Origin of the sequence: Saccharothrix obliqua (genome assembly GCF_019375475.1) — a bacterium.
Classification (GTDB): Bacteria; Actinomycetota; Actinomycetes; order Mycobacteriales; family Pseudonocardiaceae; genus Actinosynnema; species Actinosynnema obliqua.
Window position 1 is genome coordinate 1009774 of the sequence record NZ_JAHXGQ010000001.1, and the last position, 17885, is coordinate 1027658.

Here is a 17885-nt window from a genome sequence, read left to right on the forward strand (position 1 = left end):
TAGGAATGTGGTGACCAGCGGATGGAGGTCACCATGAAGAAGATCATCAACGATCCGTCGACGGTGGTGGCGGACGCGTTGCGGGGCATGGCCGCGGCGCACGGCGACCTGCTCGACGTCCACCTCGACCCGGCGGTGGTGGTGCGCGCGGACGCGCCCGTGCCGCGCAAGGTCGCGGTGATCTCCGGTGGCGGTTCCGGCCACGAGCCGCTGCACGCCGGGTTCGTCGGGCGCGGGATGCTCGACGCGGCCTGCCCCGGGCCGGTGTTCACCTCGCCGACGCCCGACCAGGTGCTGGAGGCCGTGACGCGCACCGACGGCGGCGCGGGGGCGTTGCTGATCGTGAAGAACTACACCGGCGACGTCCTCAACTTCGAGACCGCCGCCGAACTGGCCGCCGCCGAGGGCCTGGCCGTGCGGACCGTCGTGATCGACGACGACGTGGCGGTCACCGACTCCGCGCACACCGCGGGCCGCCGGGGCGTCGGCGGGACCGTGCTGCTGGAGAAGCTGGTCGGCGCCGCCGCCGAGCGCGGCGTGGACCTGGACGGGTGCGAGGAGCTGGCGCGCTCGGTGATCGGCCGGGTGCGCTCGATGGGGCTCGCGCTCGCACCGGGCACCGTGCCGCACGCGGGCGAGCCGAGCTTCACCCTCGGCGACGACGAGATCGAGCTGGGCATCGGCATCCACGGCGAGCCGGGTCGGCGGCGCGTGCCGCTCCGGCCGGCCGACGAGCTGGTGCCCGCGTTGCTCGACCCGGTCCTGGAAGACCTCCCGTTCACCGCGGGGGACCGGGTGCTGCTGTTCACCAACGGCATGGGCGGCACGCCGTTGATCGAGCTGTACCTGGCGCACGGCATCGCCGAGCGGCTGCTCGCCGAGCGCGGTGTCACCGTGGAGCGGCGGCTGGTCGGTTCGTACACGACGAGCCTGGAGATGCAGGGGATGAGCTTCACCGTGCTGAAACTGGACGACGACCTGGTGGAGCTGTGGGACGCGCCCGTGCGCACGCCGGCGTTGCGGTGGGGTGTCTGATGGGGTGCGGGGCCGACGAGGTGGTGGCCGCGTTGCGGGCGGCGGCGGTGGTCGTGGCGGAGCACCGCGAGGAGCTGGTGCGGCTGGACCGGGCGATCGGCGACGGCGACCACGGCGAGAACCTGCACCGCGGCTTCTCCGCCGTGGTGTCCAAACTGGACGGTTCGGCGCCCGCGACGCCGGGTGCGGTGCTCAAGCTCGCGGCCACCACGTTGATCTCCACCGTCGGCGGCGCGGCGGGTCCGTTGTACGGCACGGCGTTCCTGCGGGCGGCGACGGCCGTCGGCGACGCGCCCGAGCTGGACGCGGCACTCGTGGCGGGTGCGTTGCGGGCGGCGCTGGAGGGCGTTGTCGCGCGCGGCAAGGCGGTGGTCGGCGACAAGACGATGGTCGACGCCCTGACCCCGGCGGTGACGGCCGCCGAGGACGTGGCGGAGGGCGGTGTGGACGTGGCGGCGGTGCTGGCGGCGGCGGCCGGTGCGGCGGAGGAGGGCGCGCGGTCCACGGAGCCGCTGGTGGCGCGCAAGGGGCGTGCCTCGTACCTGGGTGAGCGCAGTGCCGGTCACCTGGACCCGGGCGCGTGGTCGACGTCGTTGCTGCTGCGGTCGTTCGCCGGGGGTGCGCGGTGATCGGGCTGGTGGTGGTGTCGCACAGCCGGCGGCTGGCGGAGGGCGTGGCGGAGCTGGCCGGGCAGATGGCCCCGGACGTGCGGATCGCGCCGTCCGGCGGCGACGGCTCGGGCGGGCTGGGCACGGACTACGCGGCGGTGGCGGAGGCGATCTCCCGGGCCGATTCCGGCGGTGGCGTCGTGGTGCTGTACGACCTGGGCAGCGCGCGGATGGTCGCGGAGATGGCGGCGGAGGAGGCGGGCACGCCCGTGGTGGTCGCCGACGCGCCGTTGGTGGAGGGCGCGGTGGCCGCCGCCGTGGCGGCCCAGGGCGGTGCCTCGGCGGACGAGGTCGCCGCCGCGGCACGCGCCGCGTACCACGCGGGCGCCACCCCGGCTTTCGCCGCTCCGGACACCGACCCGCTCGCCGGCGCGGCCGGTGACGCCGAGGTCCCCGCTCCGTCCACTGAGGACGCCGTGCGGTCAGATGTCGTGCTCACCAACGACGTCGGCCTGCACGCGCGACCGGCCGCGCTGGTCGCGCGTGCGCTCGCCGGGCTCGACGCCCGCGTGCTCGTCCGCTACGGCGAGCAGGAGGCGGACGCCGCCAGCGTGCTCGCGCTGATGGGTCTCGGCGCGCCGGGCGGTGCGCGGGTCGAGGTCGTGGCCACCGGACCGGACGCGGCGGAAGCGGTGCGCCGGGTGAGCGCGCTCGCGGCGCGGAACTTCGACGAATGACCTGCTCCGCCCGGTTGCTTGCTCGATCCCGATGGTGAAGCTCACGTGAAGCGCGCGCGACGGCCGTGGGATAGTCGGGCGCGAGTTACCGTCCGGTAGCCACTCCGCGGAGCGGGAGGTACTCGGTGACGCGTCGGTTCAGCACGGTCGGAGTCGTCGGGCTCGGCACGATGGGCGCCGGTATCGCGGAAGTGCTCGCGCGGACCGGTCGCACGGTGGTCGCGGTGGACGTGGACGAGGCGGGGGTGACCCGCGGTCGCGGCCACCTGGAGCACTCCACCGGCCGCGCGGTGGCCAGGGGCAAGCTCACCGCGGAGGCCCGCGCCGCTCTGCTCGCGCGGATCACCTGCACGACGTCGCTCACCGCCCTGTCCGACGCCGACCTCGTCGTGGAGGCCGTGCCGGAGCGCGTCGGGCTCAAGGCGGGCGTGTTCGCCGAACTGGACCGGATCTGCCGTCCCGACACGGTTTTCGCCTCCAACACCTCGGCGTTGTCGATCACCGAGATCGGTGTCCGCACCGGACGGCCGGGCAAGGTCGTCGGCCTGCACTTCTTCAACCCGACGCCGGTGCTGAAGCTGGTGGAGGTGGTCCGCACGGTCGTCACGGAGCCGGACGTGGTGGACGACGTGGTGGCGTTCGCGGAATCCCTGGGCAAGACGCCGGTCGTCATCGGCGACCGCGCGGGGTTCATCGCCAACGCGTTGTTGTTCGGCTATCTCAACCACGCCGTGCGCATGTACGAATCACGTTACGCCTCAAGGGAAGACCTCGACGCGGCGATGCGTTACGGCTGCGGCTACCCGATGGGTCCGTTGGCGTTGCTCGACCTCATCGGCCTGGACACGGCGCACGAGATCCTGGGCACGATGTACCGCCAGTCCCGCGACCGCCTGCACGCACCGGCGCCGCTGCTCAAGCAGATGGTCACCGCCGGTCTGCTGGGCCGCAAGAGCGGGCGTGGCTTCTACACCTACGACGGGCCGGATTCGCCGACCGTCGTGCCCGACGCCCCCGTCGCCGTCGTCGAACCCGCCTCCGCGCGCGAGGTGCGGCGGGTCGGCGTCGTCGGCACGGGCACCATGGCGACCGGTATCGCCGAGGTGTTCGCCAAGCGCGGCTACGACGTGGTCGTGCGGGCCCGATCACTGGACAAGGCGGAGGCGGCGGTCGGCCGGGTCGGCGCGTCGTTGGACCGGGCCGTCGTGAAAGGCAGGCTCGCGGCGGCCGACCGGGACGCGGCGCTGGCCCGCGTGACGCCCGCCGTCGAGTTCGCGGACCTCGCCTCCTGCGACCTGGTGGTGGAGGCCGTCGCCGAGGAGTTGGCGGTGAAGACGGCCGTGTTCCAGGCGTTGGACGAGGTGTGCAGGCCGGGTGCGGTGCTGGCCACCACCACGTCGTCGCTGCCCGTGGTCGAGTGCGCGGCGGCCACCTCGCGGCCCGGTGACGTCGTCGGCCTGCACTTCTTCAACCCCGCGCCGGTGATGGAGCTGGTGGAGGTGGTGGAGACGATCACGACGGCCCCGGACGTCGTCGCCACCGCGCGCCGGGTGTGCCTGGACCTGGGCAAGCGCCCGGTCCACTGCCGCGACCGGGCGGGGTTCATCGTCAACGCCTTGCTGTTCCCGTACCTGAACGACGCGGTGAAGATGCTGGAGGCGCACTACGCGACGGCGGACGACATCGACCACGCGATGAAGGTCGGGTGCTCGCTGCCGATGGGGCCGTTCGAGCTGCTGGACGTTGTCGGCCTCGACGTGTCGTTGGCGATCGAGCGGGCGTTGTACCTGGAGTTCCGGGAGGCGGGCCTCGCACCCGCGCCGCTGCTGGAGCACCTGGTGACCGCCGGCCGCCTGGGCCGCAAGACCGGCAAGGGCTTCCGCGACCACACCTGAGTTCCACCCGGGCACGTCGGTTTGGCATGGTGGTGCCATGCGGCGTGTTGTTCTCACACTCCTGGTGGCGGCGCTCGGCCTGGTGTCGGGCTGCGCGTACACGGTGAACGGCACGCCGGTGTCGGCCGGCGTGCTCGACATCGAGCCGCCGTTCCAGTCCAACTCGGCGGACCCGACGCCGACGTCCGGGTCGTCGGCGGACCCGAAGGCGGACAACGCGTACTGCGCGTTGTTGAGCTGGAAGGACCTGCCGTACGACGTGAAGGACAAGTCGGCCCCGCCGACCGATACCGGCTACGACACGCAGTTCGACCAGTCGTGCAAGTGGCAGACGACAGTCGACAAGCTGGACGTGGGCGTGACCCTCCGCTTCCGCGCCGGGCGGTCGATCTCGCTGGAGCAGCACAACGGCGAGTTCCAGGTGGGTGGTCGGAAGGTCACCTACTTCGACCGGACCACGGACACCACCGTGCAGCCGTCCTGCGTGCTGGTGATGGACTACGCGGGCGGCGGCGTGGGGATCATCGTGATCGACGGCTCGGCCCGCTTCGGCGCGATCTGCGAGCAGGGGAAGAAGGTCGCGGAGGTCCTGCTGTCGAAGGAACCGACCCGCTAGCCGGCCGGTCCCGGCGGGAGCCCGCGAGGCACGACCGGGCTCGACCGCTGTCCGCGCTGCTCGCGGCGAGATCAGACCGCCTCGCGGGTGGTGCTGCTTCGCGGGCAGTGCCGCCTCGTGGACGGTGCCGCTCCGTCGACGCTCGCCGACGGCGGGCGCCTCGCCGGCAGTGCCGCCTCGCCGGCGGCACCGCCCTCCTGGCAGCGTCATCCGGCGGGCAGCGCCATCCCCGCGGGCAGCGTCATCCCGCTCTCGCGCGGTCGGGGTGGCGCGTCAGCTACAGCAGCCGCCGCCGCAGCACCCGCCGCCACCGCCGCCACCGGCGGGCTGGGCGGCGAGGCCGCCGACGCCGACCATGGACAGCAGCTTCACCGTGTCGTCGTGCCCGCGCGGGCACGTGGCGGGTGCGGAGGCGTCGCTCATCGAGCGCTTCACGTCGAAGGTCGACCCGCAGGTCTTGCAGCGGAACTCGTAGGTGGGCACGGCCCTATTGTGGCGGTTGCCTCGGCAGCAGCACCAGCGCGGGCACCGCGACCGCCACCACCGTGGCGACCAGCGTCAGGATCGGCATCCCGTGCGCCCAGCCGAGGCCGGCCGCGGCGGCGTGCGCGGCCGTGTAGGTCGCGACCCAGGAGCGGGAGCGCTGGCGGAGCACCGTCGTGACCAGCGCCGCGCCCGCCGTGACCAGCAGGATCATGCACGAGGCGAGCAGCATCCCGTGTACCGGCGCGACCATCCGCCGACGTGGTGGGTCCAGCCCTTCCGGAGTCGCGAAGTCCTCGGGGCCGGGTAACTCCCCGAGCCCGGCTCGTACGGCGGGTTGCGCCACGATCGCCATCTCAAGCAACAACAGCACCACGACCACAGCCCGCTGCCACCTGTTCACCCTGTGGACCGTATGCGATCACAAATGACTATCGGAGTTACCCTGGTACCTCGTGCCCCGCCGCAACCGCCCCAAGCGCCCGGATGAACCCCGACCGGTCGGCGGACACGCGTGGGCACGTGCGGAAAACGCCCCGGACGGCGACTGGATGGTCCGGAACATCTCGGGCACCGCCACCACCAAGACCTATCGCTGCCCCGGGTGCGACCACGAGATCAAGCCGGGCACCCCGCACGTAGTCGCCTGGCCCGCCGCGGACCACGGCTCGGTGGAAGACCGCCGCCACTGGCACCAGGGCTGCTGGACCTCCCGCACCCGCCGCGGCCCGACCTCGAAACGCTGGTAGACCCCTCGCGCCCGCCCACGGGGAACGCACGGCCGGTGGGGCAGCCGCCCCGGGCCGGACGCGGTAGAGCGGGGCGCGCCGTGGCAGAGGGCGAGGGGGAGGCACGCAGCGCGGAGTGCGGTGGAACGGGGTCGGGTCGGCTGGGCGCGCGGCAGGGCCGGGCGCGTCGGGCGCAGCTCGGCCGGGTGAGGTGGCGGGACGGGGCGCGGCGCGGCGATCCCGGGTCGAGTCGGCCGCGGTAGGGCGACGCGCCGCTGGCGAGAAGGAGCGGCAGGACTGAGCAGGGCGCGCGGGGTGCGCCGGGCGGGGCCGGTGCGGCGAGGCCGCGACAGGCGAGGTCGAGCGCAGTGCGGCGAGCCGGGGCGCGGCGTGGCCGGGTGAGGCGGGCGGGGTGAGGAGAACTGCGGAGGGACGGGATCGGTGCGGCGGGGTGTGATGCGCCTGGGGCGTGGCAGGTGGGGCCGGGCCAGGTCGAGCGGGGTCGGGGAGTTTGGGCGGGGGGCTGGAGTGAGGAGGGTTCGAGGTGGGTGACGTTCGGATCTCGGCCAACACGGTGCTGCCCGCTCGGCGGGAGGAGGTGGTGTTGACCGCCGGTGACGGGGTTCGCCTGGTGGGGGAGTTGGCGGTGCCCGCCGAACGGGAGGCTCGGACCGCGTTGGTCATGTTGCACCCGCTGCCCACTCGGGGCGGCATGATGGATTCGCATTTGTTGCGCAAGGCCGCCTGGCGGTTGCCCGCGTTGGCGGACCTCGCGGTGCTCCGGTTCAACACCCGGGGCACCGCTTCCGAGCGCGGGCGGAGCGAGGGGGCCTTCGACAACGCCGTGGGCGAGCGGTTCGACGTGGCGGCGGCCGTGGAGTTCGTTGCCGGGCGGGGGTTCTCGGACATCTGGTTGGTCGGGTGGTCGTTCGGCACCGACCTCGCGTTGATGCACGGCTGTGACCCGCGCGTGGCGGGCGCGGTCCTGGTTTCGCCTCCCCTGCGGTGGAGCACGGACGACCACCTCGCCCGGTGGGCCGACAAGCGGGTGGTCTGCCTGGTGCCCGAGCACGACGACCACCTGCCGCCGGCCGAGGCCAGGCGGCGGTTCGGCACCGGTCTGCCGACCGCGGAGGTGGTCGACTTCCCCGGCGCCGGGCACCTCATGGTCGGCCAGGCCGATGAGGTGCTCGACGCGATCGTGGCCGCGGTCCGGCCCGAGGTGCCCACGCCGCTACCGCGCACCTGGCCGCCTGCGAACGACGTCAGGTGAGCATCGTCGCCCCCTCCCGCCGGTAGACCAGCACCGGACCGTCGACGGTCGTGCTGTCGCCCACGTGCGCGAAGCCCAGCTTCTCCGCGACGCGCTGGGAGGGCTTGTTGTCGAGGTCGGTGATGATCACCACGGGGCGCTCCGGCCGCTCCCGGTCCGCCCACTCGACGGCCGCCCGCGCCATCTCGGGCGCGTAGCCCCGACCCCAGTGCCGGGGCCGTAACCGGTAGAACAGGTTGAACGTCGGCTCGCCGTCCAGCTCGTGGTGGCGCAGGCCGCCGAAGCCGATGATCTCGCCCGTCTCCGCCAGCACCACCGCCCAGTACCCGATGCCGTCACGCGCCCAGTGCGCCTGCCACTCCACGAGCTGGTCCGCCGCACCCGCCGGCGTGGGCGTGCCCGCCCGGTTGAAGCGGTTGGCCTCCGGGTCGGCCAGGACGGTGATCGCGGCACGCAGGTCACCCGGACCGACCCGCCGGAGCAGCAGGCGGTCGGTGCGGATCAGTTCCGGGTCGTGGGTCATGGGACGAACGTAGTGAGGGGGTCCGACAATTCCGGGTGTGGAGACTTCGCCGTTGGTGCTGCTGCCTGCTTTTCCGTTCGACTCACGCATGTGGGACGGGGTGCGTACGTCACTCGACCATGTGACGCTCGACCTCGATGGTCACGGAAGGACCCCCGACCTGACCGCCCTCGCCCACGACGTGCTCGCCCGGATGGACGTGCTCGGTCTCGAACGGGTGGTCGTGGGTGGGTGTTCGATGGGTGGCTACGTGGCGATGGCGGTGTTGCGCGAAGCGCCCGAACGGGTCGCCGGGCTGGTGCTCGCCGACACCCGGTTCACCGCCGACGGCCCGGAGGCGCGGGCCAACCGCCTCGCCATGGCGGACCGGGTGCTCGCCGAGGGCGTCGGGTGGGTGCCGGACGCGGTCCTGCCCGGACTGCTCGGGCCGGCACCGGCGCCGGAGGTGGTGGCACGGGTGCGGGAGCTGATCCTCGGCCGGGCCGCCGCCGAGGTGGCGTGGGCGCAGCGGGCGATGGCGGCGCGGCCCGATTCGCGGGACGTGCTCGCGGCGGCCGACGTGCCCGCGCTGGTCCTGGTCGGCGGCGAGGACGCGTTGACACCGCCCGCGGTCGCGCGGGAGCTGGCCGACGTCCTGCCGCGTGCCGACTACGTGGAGCTGCCTGGCGTCGGCCACCTCACGCCGGTCGAGGCGCCGGAGGCGTTCGCGGCGGCCGTGCGGGAGTGGTGGCAGCGGGTCGAGCCCGCGGTGGCACGGCGCTGACGGCGCGGTCAGCGCTTGGCGGACCGGGCCTTCGGCGGGGTCGGACGGGTGATCTTCTGGGTCGGCCCGTCCGGACCCGGCTTCCCGTCGGTGGCGGCCTTCGCGTCCGGCTGGTTCGGCGGGTCGACCGGAGCCGCCTGCTTGGCCGGAGCCGGAGCCGCCTCCGGCTGGGCGGCGTCCTTCGTGGACGGGGCCGCCGGGGACGCGCCGACCGGCTGGGCCGGCGGGCGCTCCTCCTCCAACGGGTCGAGCAGCGGCGTAACCTCGTGCAGCGCCGTGCGGACCGAGTGGAGCTGCTGGGACAGCCGGTTGCGCAGCTGGCGCAACGCGTCCACCTTCTGCTGCGCCTGCGTGACCCGGCGGTTGGCCTCGTCGGTGGCCTCCCGGACGCGGCGGTTGGCCTCGTCCGTCGCCTCCTGCACGCGCGCGGTGGCCTCGCTGATGGAGTCGTGCCGCCTGCGGTTGGCCTCCTCGGTGGCCTCGCGCACCAGGCGCTGCGCCTCCGCGTTGGACGTCGCCTGCTCCTGCGCGATCTGCGCGCGCACGCGGGCGGCTTCCTCCGCCGCCTCCCGGACGCGCCGCTCGGCCTCCGCCTTGCTCGACGCCTCCTGCTCGGCCAGCAGCTTCATCGACTCGACGCGCCGCGCGGCCATCGCGATCTCGAAGTCCTCCTCGACCGTGGTGCGGCGCTGGAGGGACTCCTCGTCCAGCTTGGCCGCGGTGTCACGCGCCTCGCCCACGATGCGGTCCGCTTCGGCGCGGGCCTGCTCCAGCACGCCCCGGTGCTCGGCCTCCATGTCGGCACGCCGCTGGTCCAGCTCGGCGAGCAGGTTCTCGTACCGGGTGCGCAGCGCGGCGGCGTCGCTCTCGGCCTTGGCCCGGATGTGCCCGCCCTCGGCCTCGGCGCGGGCCTTGATCTCGTTGGCCTCGTCCTGCGCGAGGCGCAGCATCCGCTGCAACCGCTCGCTCAGGCCCTCCAGCGTGGTCGGCGGCAGGGACAGCCGCTCGACCTGCCCGCGCAGGTCGGCCATCTCCGAGCGCGCCGCTTCGAGCTGGCGGCTCAGGTCGTTGGTCTGCGAGACCGCCGCGTCCCGGTCGGCGGCGAGCAGCCGGAGGTCCGAGTCGAGGCGCTCCAGGTGGTCCTCGACCTGCGCGCGGTCGTAGCCGCGTTTGACGATGTCGAAGCCGGATCCCAGGGGGACGAGGTCACGGTCGTCAGCGAGGCCCATGGGGGTCACGCTACCCGCTCCGGCGGTGCGGGGGGCACCCCGCCACCCGCACCACCACACGTTTTCGCTTTACACGCCCCGAAAACGGTTGATTTCGGTCAGGTGCGCCGAGCGCAGCCCGTGGTCGAGCACGCCCAGGCCCTCCTCGGGCGCGAGGCACAGCACGCCGACCTTGCCCTGGTGCGCGTTGCGGTGCACGTCGCAGGCCGCCTGCCCGGTGTCGGCCAACGAGTACACCTTGGACAGTGTCGGGTGGATCTTCGCCTTGGCGACCAACCGGTTGGCCTCCCACGCCTCGCGGTAGTTCGCGAAGTGCGACCCGATGACCCGCTTCAGGTTCATCCACAGGTAACGGTTGTCGTACTGGTGCATGAACCCGCTGGTGGACGCGCACGTGACGATGGTGCCGCCGCGCTTGGCCACGAACACGCTCGCGCCGAACGTCTCCCGACCGGGGTGCTCGAACACGATGTCCGGGTCGTCACCGCCGGTCAGCTCCCGGATGCGGGCGCCGAAGCGCTTCCACTCCTTCGGGTCCTGCTCGTGCTCGTCCGCCCAGAACCGGTAACCCTCCGCGGACCGGTCGATGATCAGCTCGGCGCCCATCCGACGGCAGATTTCGGCTTTTTCCGGGGAGGACACGACGCAAACGGGCGTCGCGCCGCCGTTGAGGGCGAACTGCGTCGCGTAGGAGCCGAGACCGCCGGACGCACCCCAGATGAGGACGGTGTCCCCTTGTTTCATGTTCGCGCCGTTGGTCGACACGAGCTGCCGGTAGGCGGTGGAGTTCACCAGCCCGGGGGAGGCCGCCTCCTCCCACGTGAGGTGGCGCGGCATGGGCATCAGCTGGTTGGCCTTGACCAGGGCGATCTCCGCGAGGCCGCCGAAGTTGGTCTCGAAGCCCCAGATCCGCTGCTCCGGGTCGAGCATGGTGTCACCGTGGCCGTCGGGGTGCTCCAACTGCACGTCCAGGCAGTGCGCCACGACCCGGTCGCCCGGTCGCCACGCGTTCACGCCGGGCCCGGTGCGCAGCACGACGCCCGCCAGGTCGGAGCCGACGACGTGGTAGGGCAGGTCGTGCCGGGCGGCCAGGGGCGAGCTGCGGCCGTACCGCTTGAGGAAGCCGAACGTGGACAACGGCTCGAAGATCGACGTCCACACCGTGTTGTAGTTGATCGCGGACGCCATCACGGCGACCAGCGCCTCACCGGGGCCCAGCTCCGGCGTCGGGACCTCGTCCAGGTGCAGCGACTCGCGGGGGTCCTTGTCCTTGGTCTCGCGCCCTTCGAACAGCCCGACCTCGTCCGCGTGCACCGTCACGCCCCGGTAGCTCCCCGGTACGTCGAGCGACCCGATGGCGTCCAGTTCATCAGCGAGGATGGCGTCAAGGATCTTCTGCACGGCGTTGCCTCCCGTTGGGGTGGTCGCTTGGGGTGCTCGGGAGGCGGACGTTACCCACGGGTAACCGATTCAGCGCCCGACCTGTGAGCCATCGCACTGGGTGTCTGCCCGAACGGGCCACTCTTGACCGGGCGGCCAACCAAGCGGAGCATCGGTGCCGTCCCACAACCAGGACGGAGGTGCAGGTCATGACCAAGGCGTGGACCAGGTGGCAGGACTGGGCGGAGGTCGTCATCGGCGCGCTCGTGCTGCTCTCGCCCCTCGTGATGGACACGTCCACCGCGGCGATGTGGACGATGATCGTGCTCGGTGCGTTGATCGCCATCGACGGGCTCGTGTCGCTCGCGAGGCCCGCGATGGTGTACAGCGAGTGGTTCCAGGTGGTCCTCGGTGTGTTGTTGTTCGTCTCCCCGTGGGTGATGGGCTACAGCGACATGACGGGGGCGGCATGGGTGTCGTGGATCGGGGGCGTCCTGACGGTCGCCGCCGGTTTGCTGGCCATGCCCGCGGCGAACGCGGCCCACAGCGCGCACGGCGCGCACCGCGGGCGCGGCGGGTTGGCCGGTTCGCACTGAGGGTCGGCACCGGTCGAGCGGGGCCGTCCGGGCGGGCGGCCCCGCCCGTGATCGCGGAGGAGAAGCGTTGACCGCACGGGAGCGCATCCTGGACGCGGCCGAGGAGTTGTTCGCCGAGTCCGGCTTCGACGCCACCCCCACCTCGCGCGTCGCGGAACGCGCAGGGGTGCCCAAGGGGCTCGTGCACTACTACTTCCGGCGCAAGCCCGACCTGCTGGCCGCGCTGGTGGACCGGCTGCCGGACGGCACCGTGGACGCCCGCCGCGTGGTGGTGGCGGGCGACATCGCGGCGAGCCTGCGCGGCCTGGTCGCCGCGCTCGACGCCCGGCTCACCTCGTCACCGCTGCTCAGCCACCTGCTGTGGCGGGAAGCCGACACGCACACCGCGGTCCGGGACGCGCTGCACGCGCGGTACCGGGCGGTGGTGGACCTGATCCGCGAGGTGATCCTGGCCGCGGGCGGGCCCGCCGTCGCGGGCAAGGACGTGGACAGCGCCTCCGCGTTGCTGGCGCTCGCCGTGAGCTACCGGCACTCGGTGGCCCGGCACGCGCCCGAGGACGACCGGATGGACCAGGAGCTGACGTTCGTGGCCGCCGCGCTTCAGTGACCGGGCTCGACCAGCTCCACCAGCACGCCGCCCGCGTCCTTGGGGTGCACGAAGTTGACGCGGCTGTTCGCCGTGCCGCGCTTGGCGCTCTCGTACAGCAGGCGCAACCCCCTGGCGCGCAACGCCTCGGCCGCCGCGTCCACATCGGACACCCGGTAGGCGAGCTGCTGGAGGCCGGGACCGGAGCGGCCGATGAACTTGGCGATGGTCGACTCCGGCGTGAGCGGGGCGAGCAGCTGCACGGCCGTGCCCGCGCCGGTGTCGCCGGGCGCGCGCAGCATCGCCTCGCGGACGCCCTGCTCCTCGTTGTCCTCCTGGTGGACGACCGCCAGGCCGAAGTTCTCCCGGTGGAACGCGATCGCGGCGTCGAGGTCGGGCACGGCGATCCCGACGTGGTCGATCGCGGTCACCAGGTCGCGGAGTTCTGCGTGCATGGCACGCACAGTAACGGCGGAATCGGTGCAGCGAGCGCTGTGCGACGCCTCACAGGGGTACCGCCCAGTAGCCCTGGGTATCGTGGCAAGTTAACAACCGCTTACACACGCTCGTGGAGGCCGATGTGTCCGGTTCCGTCATCGTCGCCGGGGCCCGTACCCCGATGGGACGGCTGCTCGGATCGCTCAAGGACTTCTCCGGGGCCCAGCTCGGCGGCGTCGCCATCAAGGCCGCGCTGGAGCGGGCCGGCGTCGCCCCCGAGCAGGTCCAGTACGTGATCATGGGCCAGGTGCTGACCGCGGGCGCGGGCCAGATCCCGGCGCGGCAGGCCGCCGTCAACGCGGGCATCCCGATGACCGTGCCCGCGCTCACCGTGAACAAGGTGTGCCTGTCGGGCATCGACGCGATCGCCCTCGCCGACCAGCTCATCCGCGCGGGCGAGTTCGACATCGTGGTCGCGGGCGGCCAGGAGTCCATGACCCAGGCGCCGCACCTGCTGCCCAAGTCGCGTGGCGGTTACAAGTACGGCGACGTCACCGTCCAGGACCACATGGCCCACGACGGCCTGTTCTGCGCCTTCGACCAGGTGGCCATGGGCGCGTCCACGGAGAAGCACAACGGCCGCTACGGCGTGACCCGCGAGGAGCAGGACGCGTTCTCCGCGCGGTCCCACCAGCTCGCCGCCAAGGCCGCCGAGAACGGCGTGTTCGCCGAGGAGATCGCCCCCGTGTCGATCCCGCAGCGCAAGGGCGACCCGGTGCTGGTCGACTCGGACGAGGGCGTGCGCCCCGACACCACGCCCGAGGGGCTGGCCAGGCTGCGCCCCGCCTTCGCCGCCGACGGCACCATCACCGCGGGCTCGGCGTCGCAGATCTCCGACGGCGCGGCGGCCGTGGTCGTGATGAGCAAGGCCAAGGCCGAGGAGCTGGGCCTCACGTGGCTCGCCGAGATCGGCGCGCACGGCGTCGTCGCGGGTCCCGACGCGAGCCTGCACGAGCAGCCGTCCAACGCCATCAAGGCCGCCTGCGCCAAGGAGGGCATCACGCCCGCCGACCTCGACCTGGTCGAGATCAACGAGGCGTTCGCCGCGGTCGGCATCGTCTCCACCCGGCAGCTCGGCATCGCCGAGGACAAGGTCAACGTCAACGGCGGCGCGATCGCGCTCGGCCACCCGATCGGCATGTCGGGCGCCCGGATCGCGCTGCACCTGGCCCTGGAGCTGAAGCGGCGTGGCGGCGGTGTCGGCGCGGCGGCCCTGTGCGGTGGCGGTGGCCAGGGCGACGCCCTGATCATCCGCGTGCCCTGAGGTACGGGATGTGGCCCGCACCGCGGACGTAGCGGAGCTGGTCGACCGCGCGCGGGCGGGCCAGCCGCGCGCGGTCGCCAGGCTGCTGTCCCTCGTCGAGGAGGCCGGTCCGCGGCTGCCGGAGGTGGCCCGCGCGCTCGCGCCGCACGCCGGTCGCGCGCGGGTGATCGGCCTGACCGGCGCGCCCGGCGTCGGCAAGTCGACGTCCACCTCCGCCCTCGTCGCCGCCTACCGGGCCCGCGGCAGGCGGGTCGGCGTGCTGGCCGTGGACCCGTCGTCGCCGTTCTCCGGCGGCGCGTTGCTCGGCGACCGGGTCCGGATGGGCGAGCACGCCACCGATCCCGGCGTGTTCATCCGGTCCATGGCCACCCGCGGCCACCTCGGCGGCCTGTCCTGGGCCACGCCGCAGGCGTTGCGCGTGCTGGACGCGGCGGGCTGCGACGTGGTGCTGGTGGAGACCGTCGGCGTCGGCCAGTCCGAGGTGGAGGTGGTGTCGCTGGCCGACACCACCGTGGTGCTGCTCGCGCCCGGCATGGGTGACGGCGTCCAGGCCGCGAAGGCGGGCATCCTGGAGGTCGCCGACGTGCTCGTGGTGAACAAGGCCGACCGGGACGGCGCGGACGCCACCGTCCGCGACCTGAAGCGCATGGTCTCGCCGGGTGGGCCGGGCGACGCGCGGTGGCGTCCGCCCGTGGTGCGTGCCGCGGCGACCCGTGGCGAGGGCATCGCCGACGTGGTGGCCGCCATCGACGCCCACCACGACTGGCTGTGCGGGCGCGGTGAGCTGGCCCGGCGGCGGGCGCGGCGCGCGGCGGGCGAGATCGAGGCGATCGCCGTGGCGCGGCTGCGGTCCCGGTTCGGCGGGCTGGGCGGCGGCACGGCGCTGGCGACCTTGGCCGAACGGGTCGTGGCGGGTGAGCTGGACCCCTACGCTGCGGCTGACCAGTTGGTCGAGGGGGTGGGCGCGTGACACCGGTCGTGATCGACATCGGTGCGCGGGACACGCGGCGGGTGCTGATCGGCGGCGCCGTGGCCGGTGTCCTCGGGGTGTTGGCCTTGTTCGGCGCGTTCTCGGCGTACGCGGGCGGTTCCGCGGTCGGCGGGACGATCGCCCTGGTGATCGGCGTGGCGTTCACCGGCATCGGGCTGCTCGCCGTGGCGAGCTGGAAGAAGGTGTCCCGGCCGCGCAAGCTCGTCTTCGAGCCGCAGGGCGTCCGGTGGGACGACCCGCAGGGCTCGCCGTGGGCGGTGCCGTGGGCCGACCTGGGCGCGGTGCGGATCTCGCGGACCGTCGAACGCGTCGTGCGGCTGTCCGACGCGTTGACCCGCAAGACCATGGTCCGGCTCGACCTGCTGCCCGCCTACCCCGGGCCGTTCGCGGCGCGGCACCCCGGCCTCGCGCCGCTGGCGCGCCCGGACGGGACCTACCGGCTGCCGCTGGGTGACGCCGCCAACCTCGTGCCGGTGATCGAGCGGGCCGTGCTCGCCTTCGCGCCCGGCCTGTACCGGGGCGTCCAGGACGAGGGCTTCACGGTCGGCCTCTCCTGACCCGCCGCCGGGTGTCACCCGACCGGGTGGCCAACCGAAGCCGGGACTTCCGCCTCTAGGCAGGGCCGATCACGCGCAGAACGATGTGGCCCGGCGACTGGGGGACGAAGAGGTGCGATGTACGACTCCGTTGGTCTCCAGGTGCTCTCCCGCGAGGAGTGCCTGAGGCTGCTGGCCACCACGGCCGTCGGCCGGCTGGTCTACACCGACCAGGCGTTGCCCGTCGTGCACCCGGTCGTCTACGTGGTCGACGGGGATTCCGTCGTGCTCCGCGTGCCGGACGGGAGCGCCACGCTGGTCGCGCGGGACACCATCGCCGCGTTCCAGATCGACCAGATCGCGCCGGACCTGTCGCGCGGCTGGTCGGTGATGGCCGTCGGGCACGTCAGCGAAGTGGACGACGAGGGCCGGCTGGCCCGGCTGCGCGACCTGCCGCTGGCCTCGCGCGGTGTCGGCAGGCGGGACCACTACCTGGTGGTGGCGCTGGAGGTGCTCTACGGGCGGCGCATCCCCTAACCTCGGAGCCCTCCCCCGCGGAGGGATTGGTCGGTGCCTGGTTCCCCGGATTCGAACGCGACGCGCCTGGACGAGCTGTTGCGCCGGCTCACCGACCGCACGGCCGAGGTGGTCGGTTCCCAGGAGCGGATGCGGCAGCTCCTCGGCGCGGTCGTGTCGTTGGCCAGCGACCTGTCGCTGCCGGACGTGCTGCGCCGGGTGGTCGAGTCGTCGTGCGACCTCGTCGGCGCGCGGTACGGCGCGCTCGCCGTGGTCGGCCCGGACCGGCGGCTGCTGGAGTTCGCCCCCGGCGACGAGCCGCGGCACGTCGACTTCGACGTCACGTCGTTCGACCCGTCCGCGCCGGGTTTCCTGGGCGTGCCCGTGCACGTCCGGGGCGAGGTGTTCGGCAACCTCTACCTGACCGACAAGGAGCACGGCGCCGACTTCACGCGGGCCGACCGCGAGGTGGTGACGGCGGTCGCCGCGGCGGCGGGCATCGCCATCGAGAACGCCCGCCGCTACGAGCAGTCGCGTCAGCGCGAGGTGTGGCTGCGTGCGTCCAACGAGGTGACCAACGCGCTGCTCACCGGCGCGCCGGACCGGGACGCGCTGCGGCTGGTGGCGGTGCGGGCGCGGCTGGCCGCGGACGGCGTGAACGCCGTGCTCGCGCTGCCCGACGCGCACGGCGTGCTGGCGGTGCGGGTGATGGACGGCGAGCTGCGCGGGTTCACCGTGTCGCGCGAGGGCAGCGCCAGCCGCGAGGTGTTCGCCACCGGCCGCACCAAGGTCCTGGACGGCCTGCCCGGCCACTTCGACCGCATCGGGCCCGTGGTGGTGGTGCCGCTCGCCGCGGGCGACCGGGTGCTGGGCGTGCTGATGGTGGCGCGGGCGCGGGACCACCGCCCGTTCGACGCGTCGGACGTGGCGCTGGTCGAGTCGTTCGCCCGGCAGGCCGCGTTGATCCTGGAGTTCACCCGCGCGACCGGCGCGGGGCGGCGGCTCGCGGTGCTGGAGGACCGCGACCGGATCGCCCGCGACCTGCACGACCTGGTGGTGCAGCGGCTGTTCGGGCTCGGCCTCGGTCTCCAGAGCCTCAACGGGCTGGTGGAGCAGCCGCTGGTGGCGGAGCGGTTGAAGGACTTCGTGAGCGAGGTCGACCAGACCATCCGGGAGATCCGGCGCACGATCTTCTCGCTCCAGGAGCCGCCCGCCGGGTCGGCGTCGCTGCGCGGCCAGCTGCTGCGGGTGGTGCAGGACTCCAGCCGGGTGCTGGGTTTCGAACCGGTGCTGGCGGCCGACGGCCCGCTGGACTCGCTGGTGCCCGACCACGTGCGGCCGGACCTGCTGGCGACGTTGCGCGAGGCGCTGGCCAACGCAGCCCGGCACGCGTCGGCCCGCCGGGTGGACGTGCGGGTCGTGGTGGACCGAGAGGCGACCGGGTTGCGCCTGGTGGTCGCCGACGACGGCACGGGGTTGCCGGTCGGCGGTGCGCGGCACACCGGCGGCTTGGCGAACATGGCCGCGCGTGCGGCGCGATGGGGCGGCACGTGCGAGGTCCGCTCGGCAGAGGGGCGGGGTGTCACGGTGACGTGGTCCGTGCCGCTGGCTTCAGGGTAGGGAGGGTT

The 17885-nt window shown here is 73.4% G+C and carries 21 protein-coding genes; 15 read left to right on the forward strand and 6 right to left on the reverse strand.

From position 1 onward, the window contains the following. The first annotated feature begins 33 nt into the window (after positions 1-33). The 5 genes from dhaK (at position 34) to KZQ38_RS04910 (ending at position 4891) form a co-directional block, all read left to right on the forward strand. The gene (gene dhaK / locus KZQ38_RS04890; RefSeq protein WP_219438769.1) at positions 34-1035 is read left to right on the forward strand and encodes a dihydroxyacetone kinase subunit DhaK; all 1002 of its coding nucleotides are present in this window, start codon (positions 34-36) and stop codon (positions 1033-1035) included. Further along, positions 1035-1664, forward strand: a complete 630-nt coding sequence (gene dhaL / locus KZQ38_RS04895; protein ID WP_219438771.1) for a dihydroxyacetone kinase subunit DhaL — start codon at positions 1035-1037, stop codon at positions 1662-1664. The genes dhaK and dhaL overlap by 1 nt, the downstream gene beginning before the upstream one ends. Continuing rightward, a complete protein-coding gene (gene dhaM / locus KZQ38_RS04900) occupies positions 1661-2380 on the forward strand; it encodes a dihydroxyacetone kinase phosphoryl donor subunit DhaM (protein ID WP_219438773.1) in 720 nt (239 codons plus the stop codon). The genes dhaL and dhaM overlap by 4 nt, the downstream gene beginning before the upstream one ends. 125 nt (positions 2381-2505) lie before the next feature. Then, positions 2506-4275: a 3-hydroxyacyl-CoA dehydrogenase family protein gene (locus tag KZQ38_RS04905; protein WP_219438775.1), complete on the forward strand. Its 1770-nt coding sequence runs from the start codon at positions 2506-2508 to the stop codon at positions 4273-4275. 37 nt (positions 4276-4312) lie between these two features. Then, positions 4313-4891, forward strand: a complete 579-nt coding sequence (locus KZQ38_RS04910) for a DUF3558 family protein (RefSeq protein ID WP_219438777.1) — start codon at positions 4313-4315, stop codon at positions 4889-4891. 273 nt (positions 4892-5164) lie between these two features. On the opposite strand, the gene KZQ38_RS04915 is transcribed toward KZQ38_RS04910, so the two are convergent. Next, complete coding sequence (locus KZQ38_RS04915) at positions 5165-5374, reverse strand: FmdB family zinc ribbon protein (protein WP_219438779.1); 210 nt, start codon at positions 5372-5374, stop codon at positions 5165-5167. Between the two features lie 4 nt (positions 5375-5378). After that, the gene (locus KZQ38_RS04920; RefSeq protein WP_219438781.1) at positions 5379-5777 is read right to left on the reverse strand and encodes a hypothetical protein; all 399 of its coding nucleotides are present in this window, start codon (positions 5775-5777) and stop codon (positions 5379-5381) included. A 52-nt stretch (positions 5778-5829) separates the two neighbouring features. Here KZQ38_RS04920 and KZQ38_RS35860 point away from each other — a divergent pair, with 52 nt between their 5' ends. Together KZQ38_RS35860 and KZQ38_RS04925 are read left to right on the forward strand one after the other, a co-directional pair. After that, on the forward strand, positions 5830-6123 hold the full coding sequence (locus KZQ38_RS35860) for an Rv1322 family protein (protein ID WP_308258243.1): 294 nt from the start codon (positions 5830-5832) through the stop codon (positions 6121-6123). 523 nt (positions 6124-6646) lie between these two features. Further along, entirely contained in the window at positions 6647-7375 is a 729-nt protein-coding gene (locus KZQ38_RS04925; protein WP_308258244.1) for an alpha/beta hydrolase, read from the forward strand. Here KZQ38_RS04925 and KZQ38_RS04930 read toward each other — a convergent pair. Further along, entirely contained in the window at positions 7368-7898 is a 531-nt protein-coding gene (locus KZQ38_RS04930) for a GNAT family N-acetyltransferase (RefSeq protein ID WP_219438783.1), read from the reverse strand. The two genes, KZQ38_RS04925 and KZQ38_RS04930, sit on opposite strands and share 8 nt — an antisense overlap. Positions 7899-7935: 37 nt before the next feature. Between KZQ38_RS04930 and KZQ38_RS04935 the strand changes: the two genes are divergently transcribed. Beyond that, positions 7936-8661 (forward strand): alpha/beta fold hydrolase, encoded by a 726-nt coding sequence (locus KZQ38_RS04935; RefSeq protein WP_219438785.1) that lies wholly within the window; start codon positions 7936-7938, stop codon positions 8659-8661. Between the two features lie 8 nt (positions 8662-8669). Here KZQ38_RS04935 and KZQ38_RS04940 read toward each other — a convergent pair whose 3' ends face one another. Both KZQ38_RS04940 and ccrA read right to left on the reverse strand, forming a co-directional pair. Next, positions 8670-9890 carry a coiled-coil domain-containing protein gene (locus tag KZQ38_RS04940; protein ID WP_219438787.1) on the reverse strand — a complete coding sequence of 407 codons (1221 nt, stop codon included), beginning with the start codon at positions 9888-9890 and terminating at the stop codon, positions 8670-8672. A gap of 69 nt (positions 9891-9959) precedes the next feature. Beyond that, positions 9960-11291: a crotonyl-CoA carboxylase/reductase gene (gene ccrA / locus KZQ38_RS04945; RefSeq protein WP_219438789.1), complete on the reverse strand. Its 1332-nt coding sequence runs from the start codon at positions 11289-11291 to the stop codon at positions 9960-9962. A gap of 188 nt (positions 11292-11479) precedes the next feature. Here ccrA and KZQ38_RS04950 point away from each other — a divergent pair, with 188 nt between their 5' ends. Beyond that, a complete protein-coding gene (locus KZQ38_RS04950) occupies positions 11480-11866 on the forward strand; it encodes an SPW repeat protein (RefSeq protein ID WP_219438792.1) in 387 nt (128 codons plus the stop codon). Positions 11867-11933: 67 nt separating this feature from the next. After that, positions 11934-12473 carry a TetR/AcrR family transcriptional regulator gene (locus tag KZQ38_RS04955; RefSeq protein ID WP_219438794.1) on the forward strand — a complete coding sequence of 180 codons (540 nt, stop codon included), beginning with the start codon at positions 11934-11936 and terminating at the stop codon, positions 12471-12473. Here KZQ38_RS04955 and mce read toward each other — a convergent pair. Beyond that, positions 12467-12907 (reverse strand): methylmalonyl-CoA epimerase, encoded by a 441-nt coding sequence (gene mce, locus KZQ38_RS04960; protein ID WP_219438796.1) that lies wholly within the window; start codon positions 12905-12907, stop codon positions 12467-12469. The genes KZQ38_RS04955 and mce overlap by 7 nt on opposite strands. Positions 12908-13032: 125 nt before the next feature. On the opposite strand from mce, the gene KZQ38_RS04965 reads away from it, so the two are divergent. The 5 genes from KZQ38_RS04965 to KZQ38_RS04985 all read left to right on the forward strand — a co-directional run bounded on the left by KZQ38_RS04965 (position 13033) and on the right by KZQ38_RS04985 (position 17877). Continuing rightward, positions 13033-14214 (forward strand): acetyl-CoA C-acetyltransferase, encoded by a 1182-nt coding sequence (locus KZQ38_RS04965; RefSeq protein WP_219438798.1) that lies wholly within the window; start codon positions 13033-13035, stop codon positions 14212-14214. Positions 14215-14224: 10 nt separating this feature from the next. Then, complete coding sequence (gene meaB, locus KZQ38_RS04970) at positions 14225-15184, forward strand: methylmalonyl Co-A mutase-associated GTPase MeaB (protein WP_219438800.1); 960 nt, start codon at positions 14225-14227, stop codon at positions 15182-15184. Then, entirely contained in the window at positions 15181-15762 is a 582-nt protein-coding gene (locus KZQ38_RS04975) for a hypothetical protein (protein WP_219438802.1), read from the forward strand. Before meaB ends, KZQ38_RS04975 begins: the two co-directional genes overlap by 4 nt. A 117-nt stretch (positions 15763-15879) precedes the next feature. Next, on the forward strand, positions 15880-16278 hold the full coding sequence (locus KZQ38_RS04980; RefSeq protein WP_219438804.1) for a pyridoxamine 5'-phosphate oxidase family protein: 399 nt from the start codon (positions 15880-15882) through the stop codon (positions 16276-16278). 33 nt (positions 16279-16311) lie between these two features. Beyond that, on the forward strand, positions 16312-17877 hold the full coding sequence (locus KZQ38_RS04985; RefSeq protein ID WP_219438806.1) for a sensor histidine kinase: 1566 nt from the start codon (positions 16312-16314) through the stop codon (positions 17875-17877). Positions 17878-17885 lie beyond the last annotated feature (8 nt).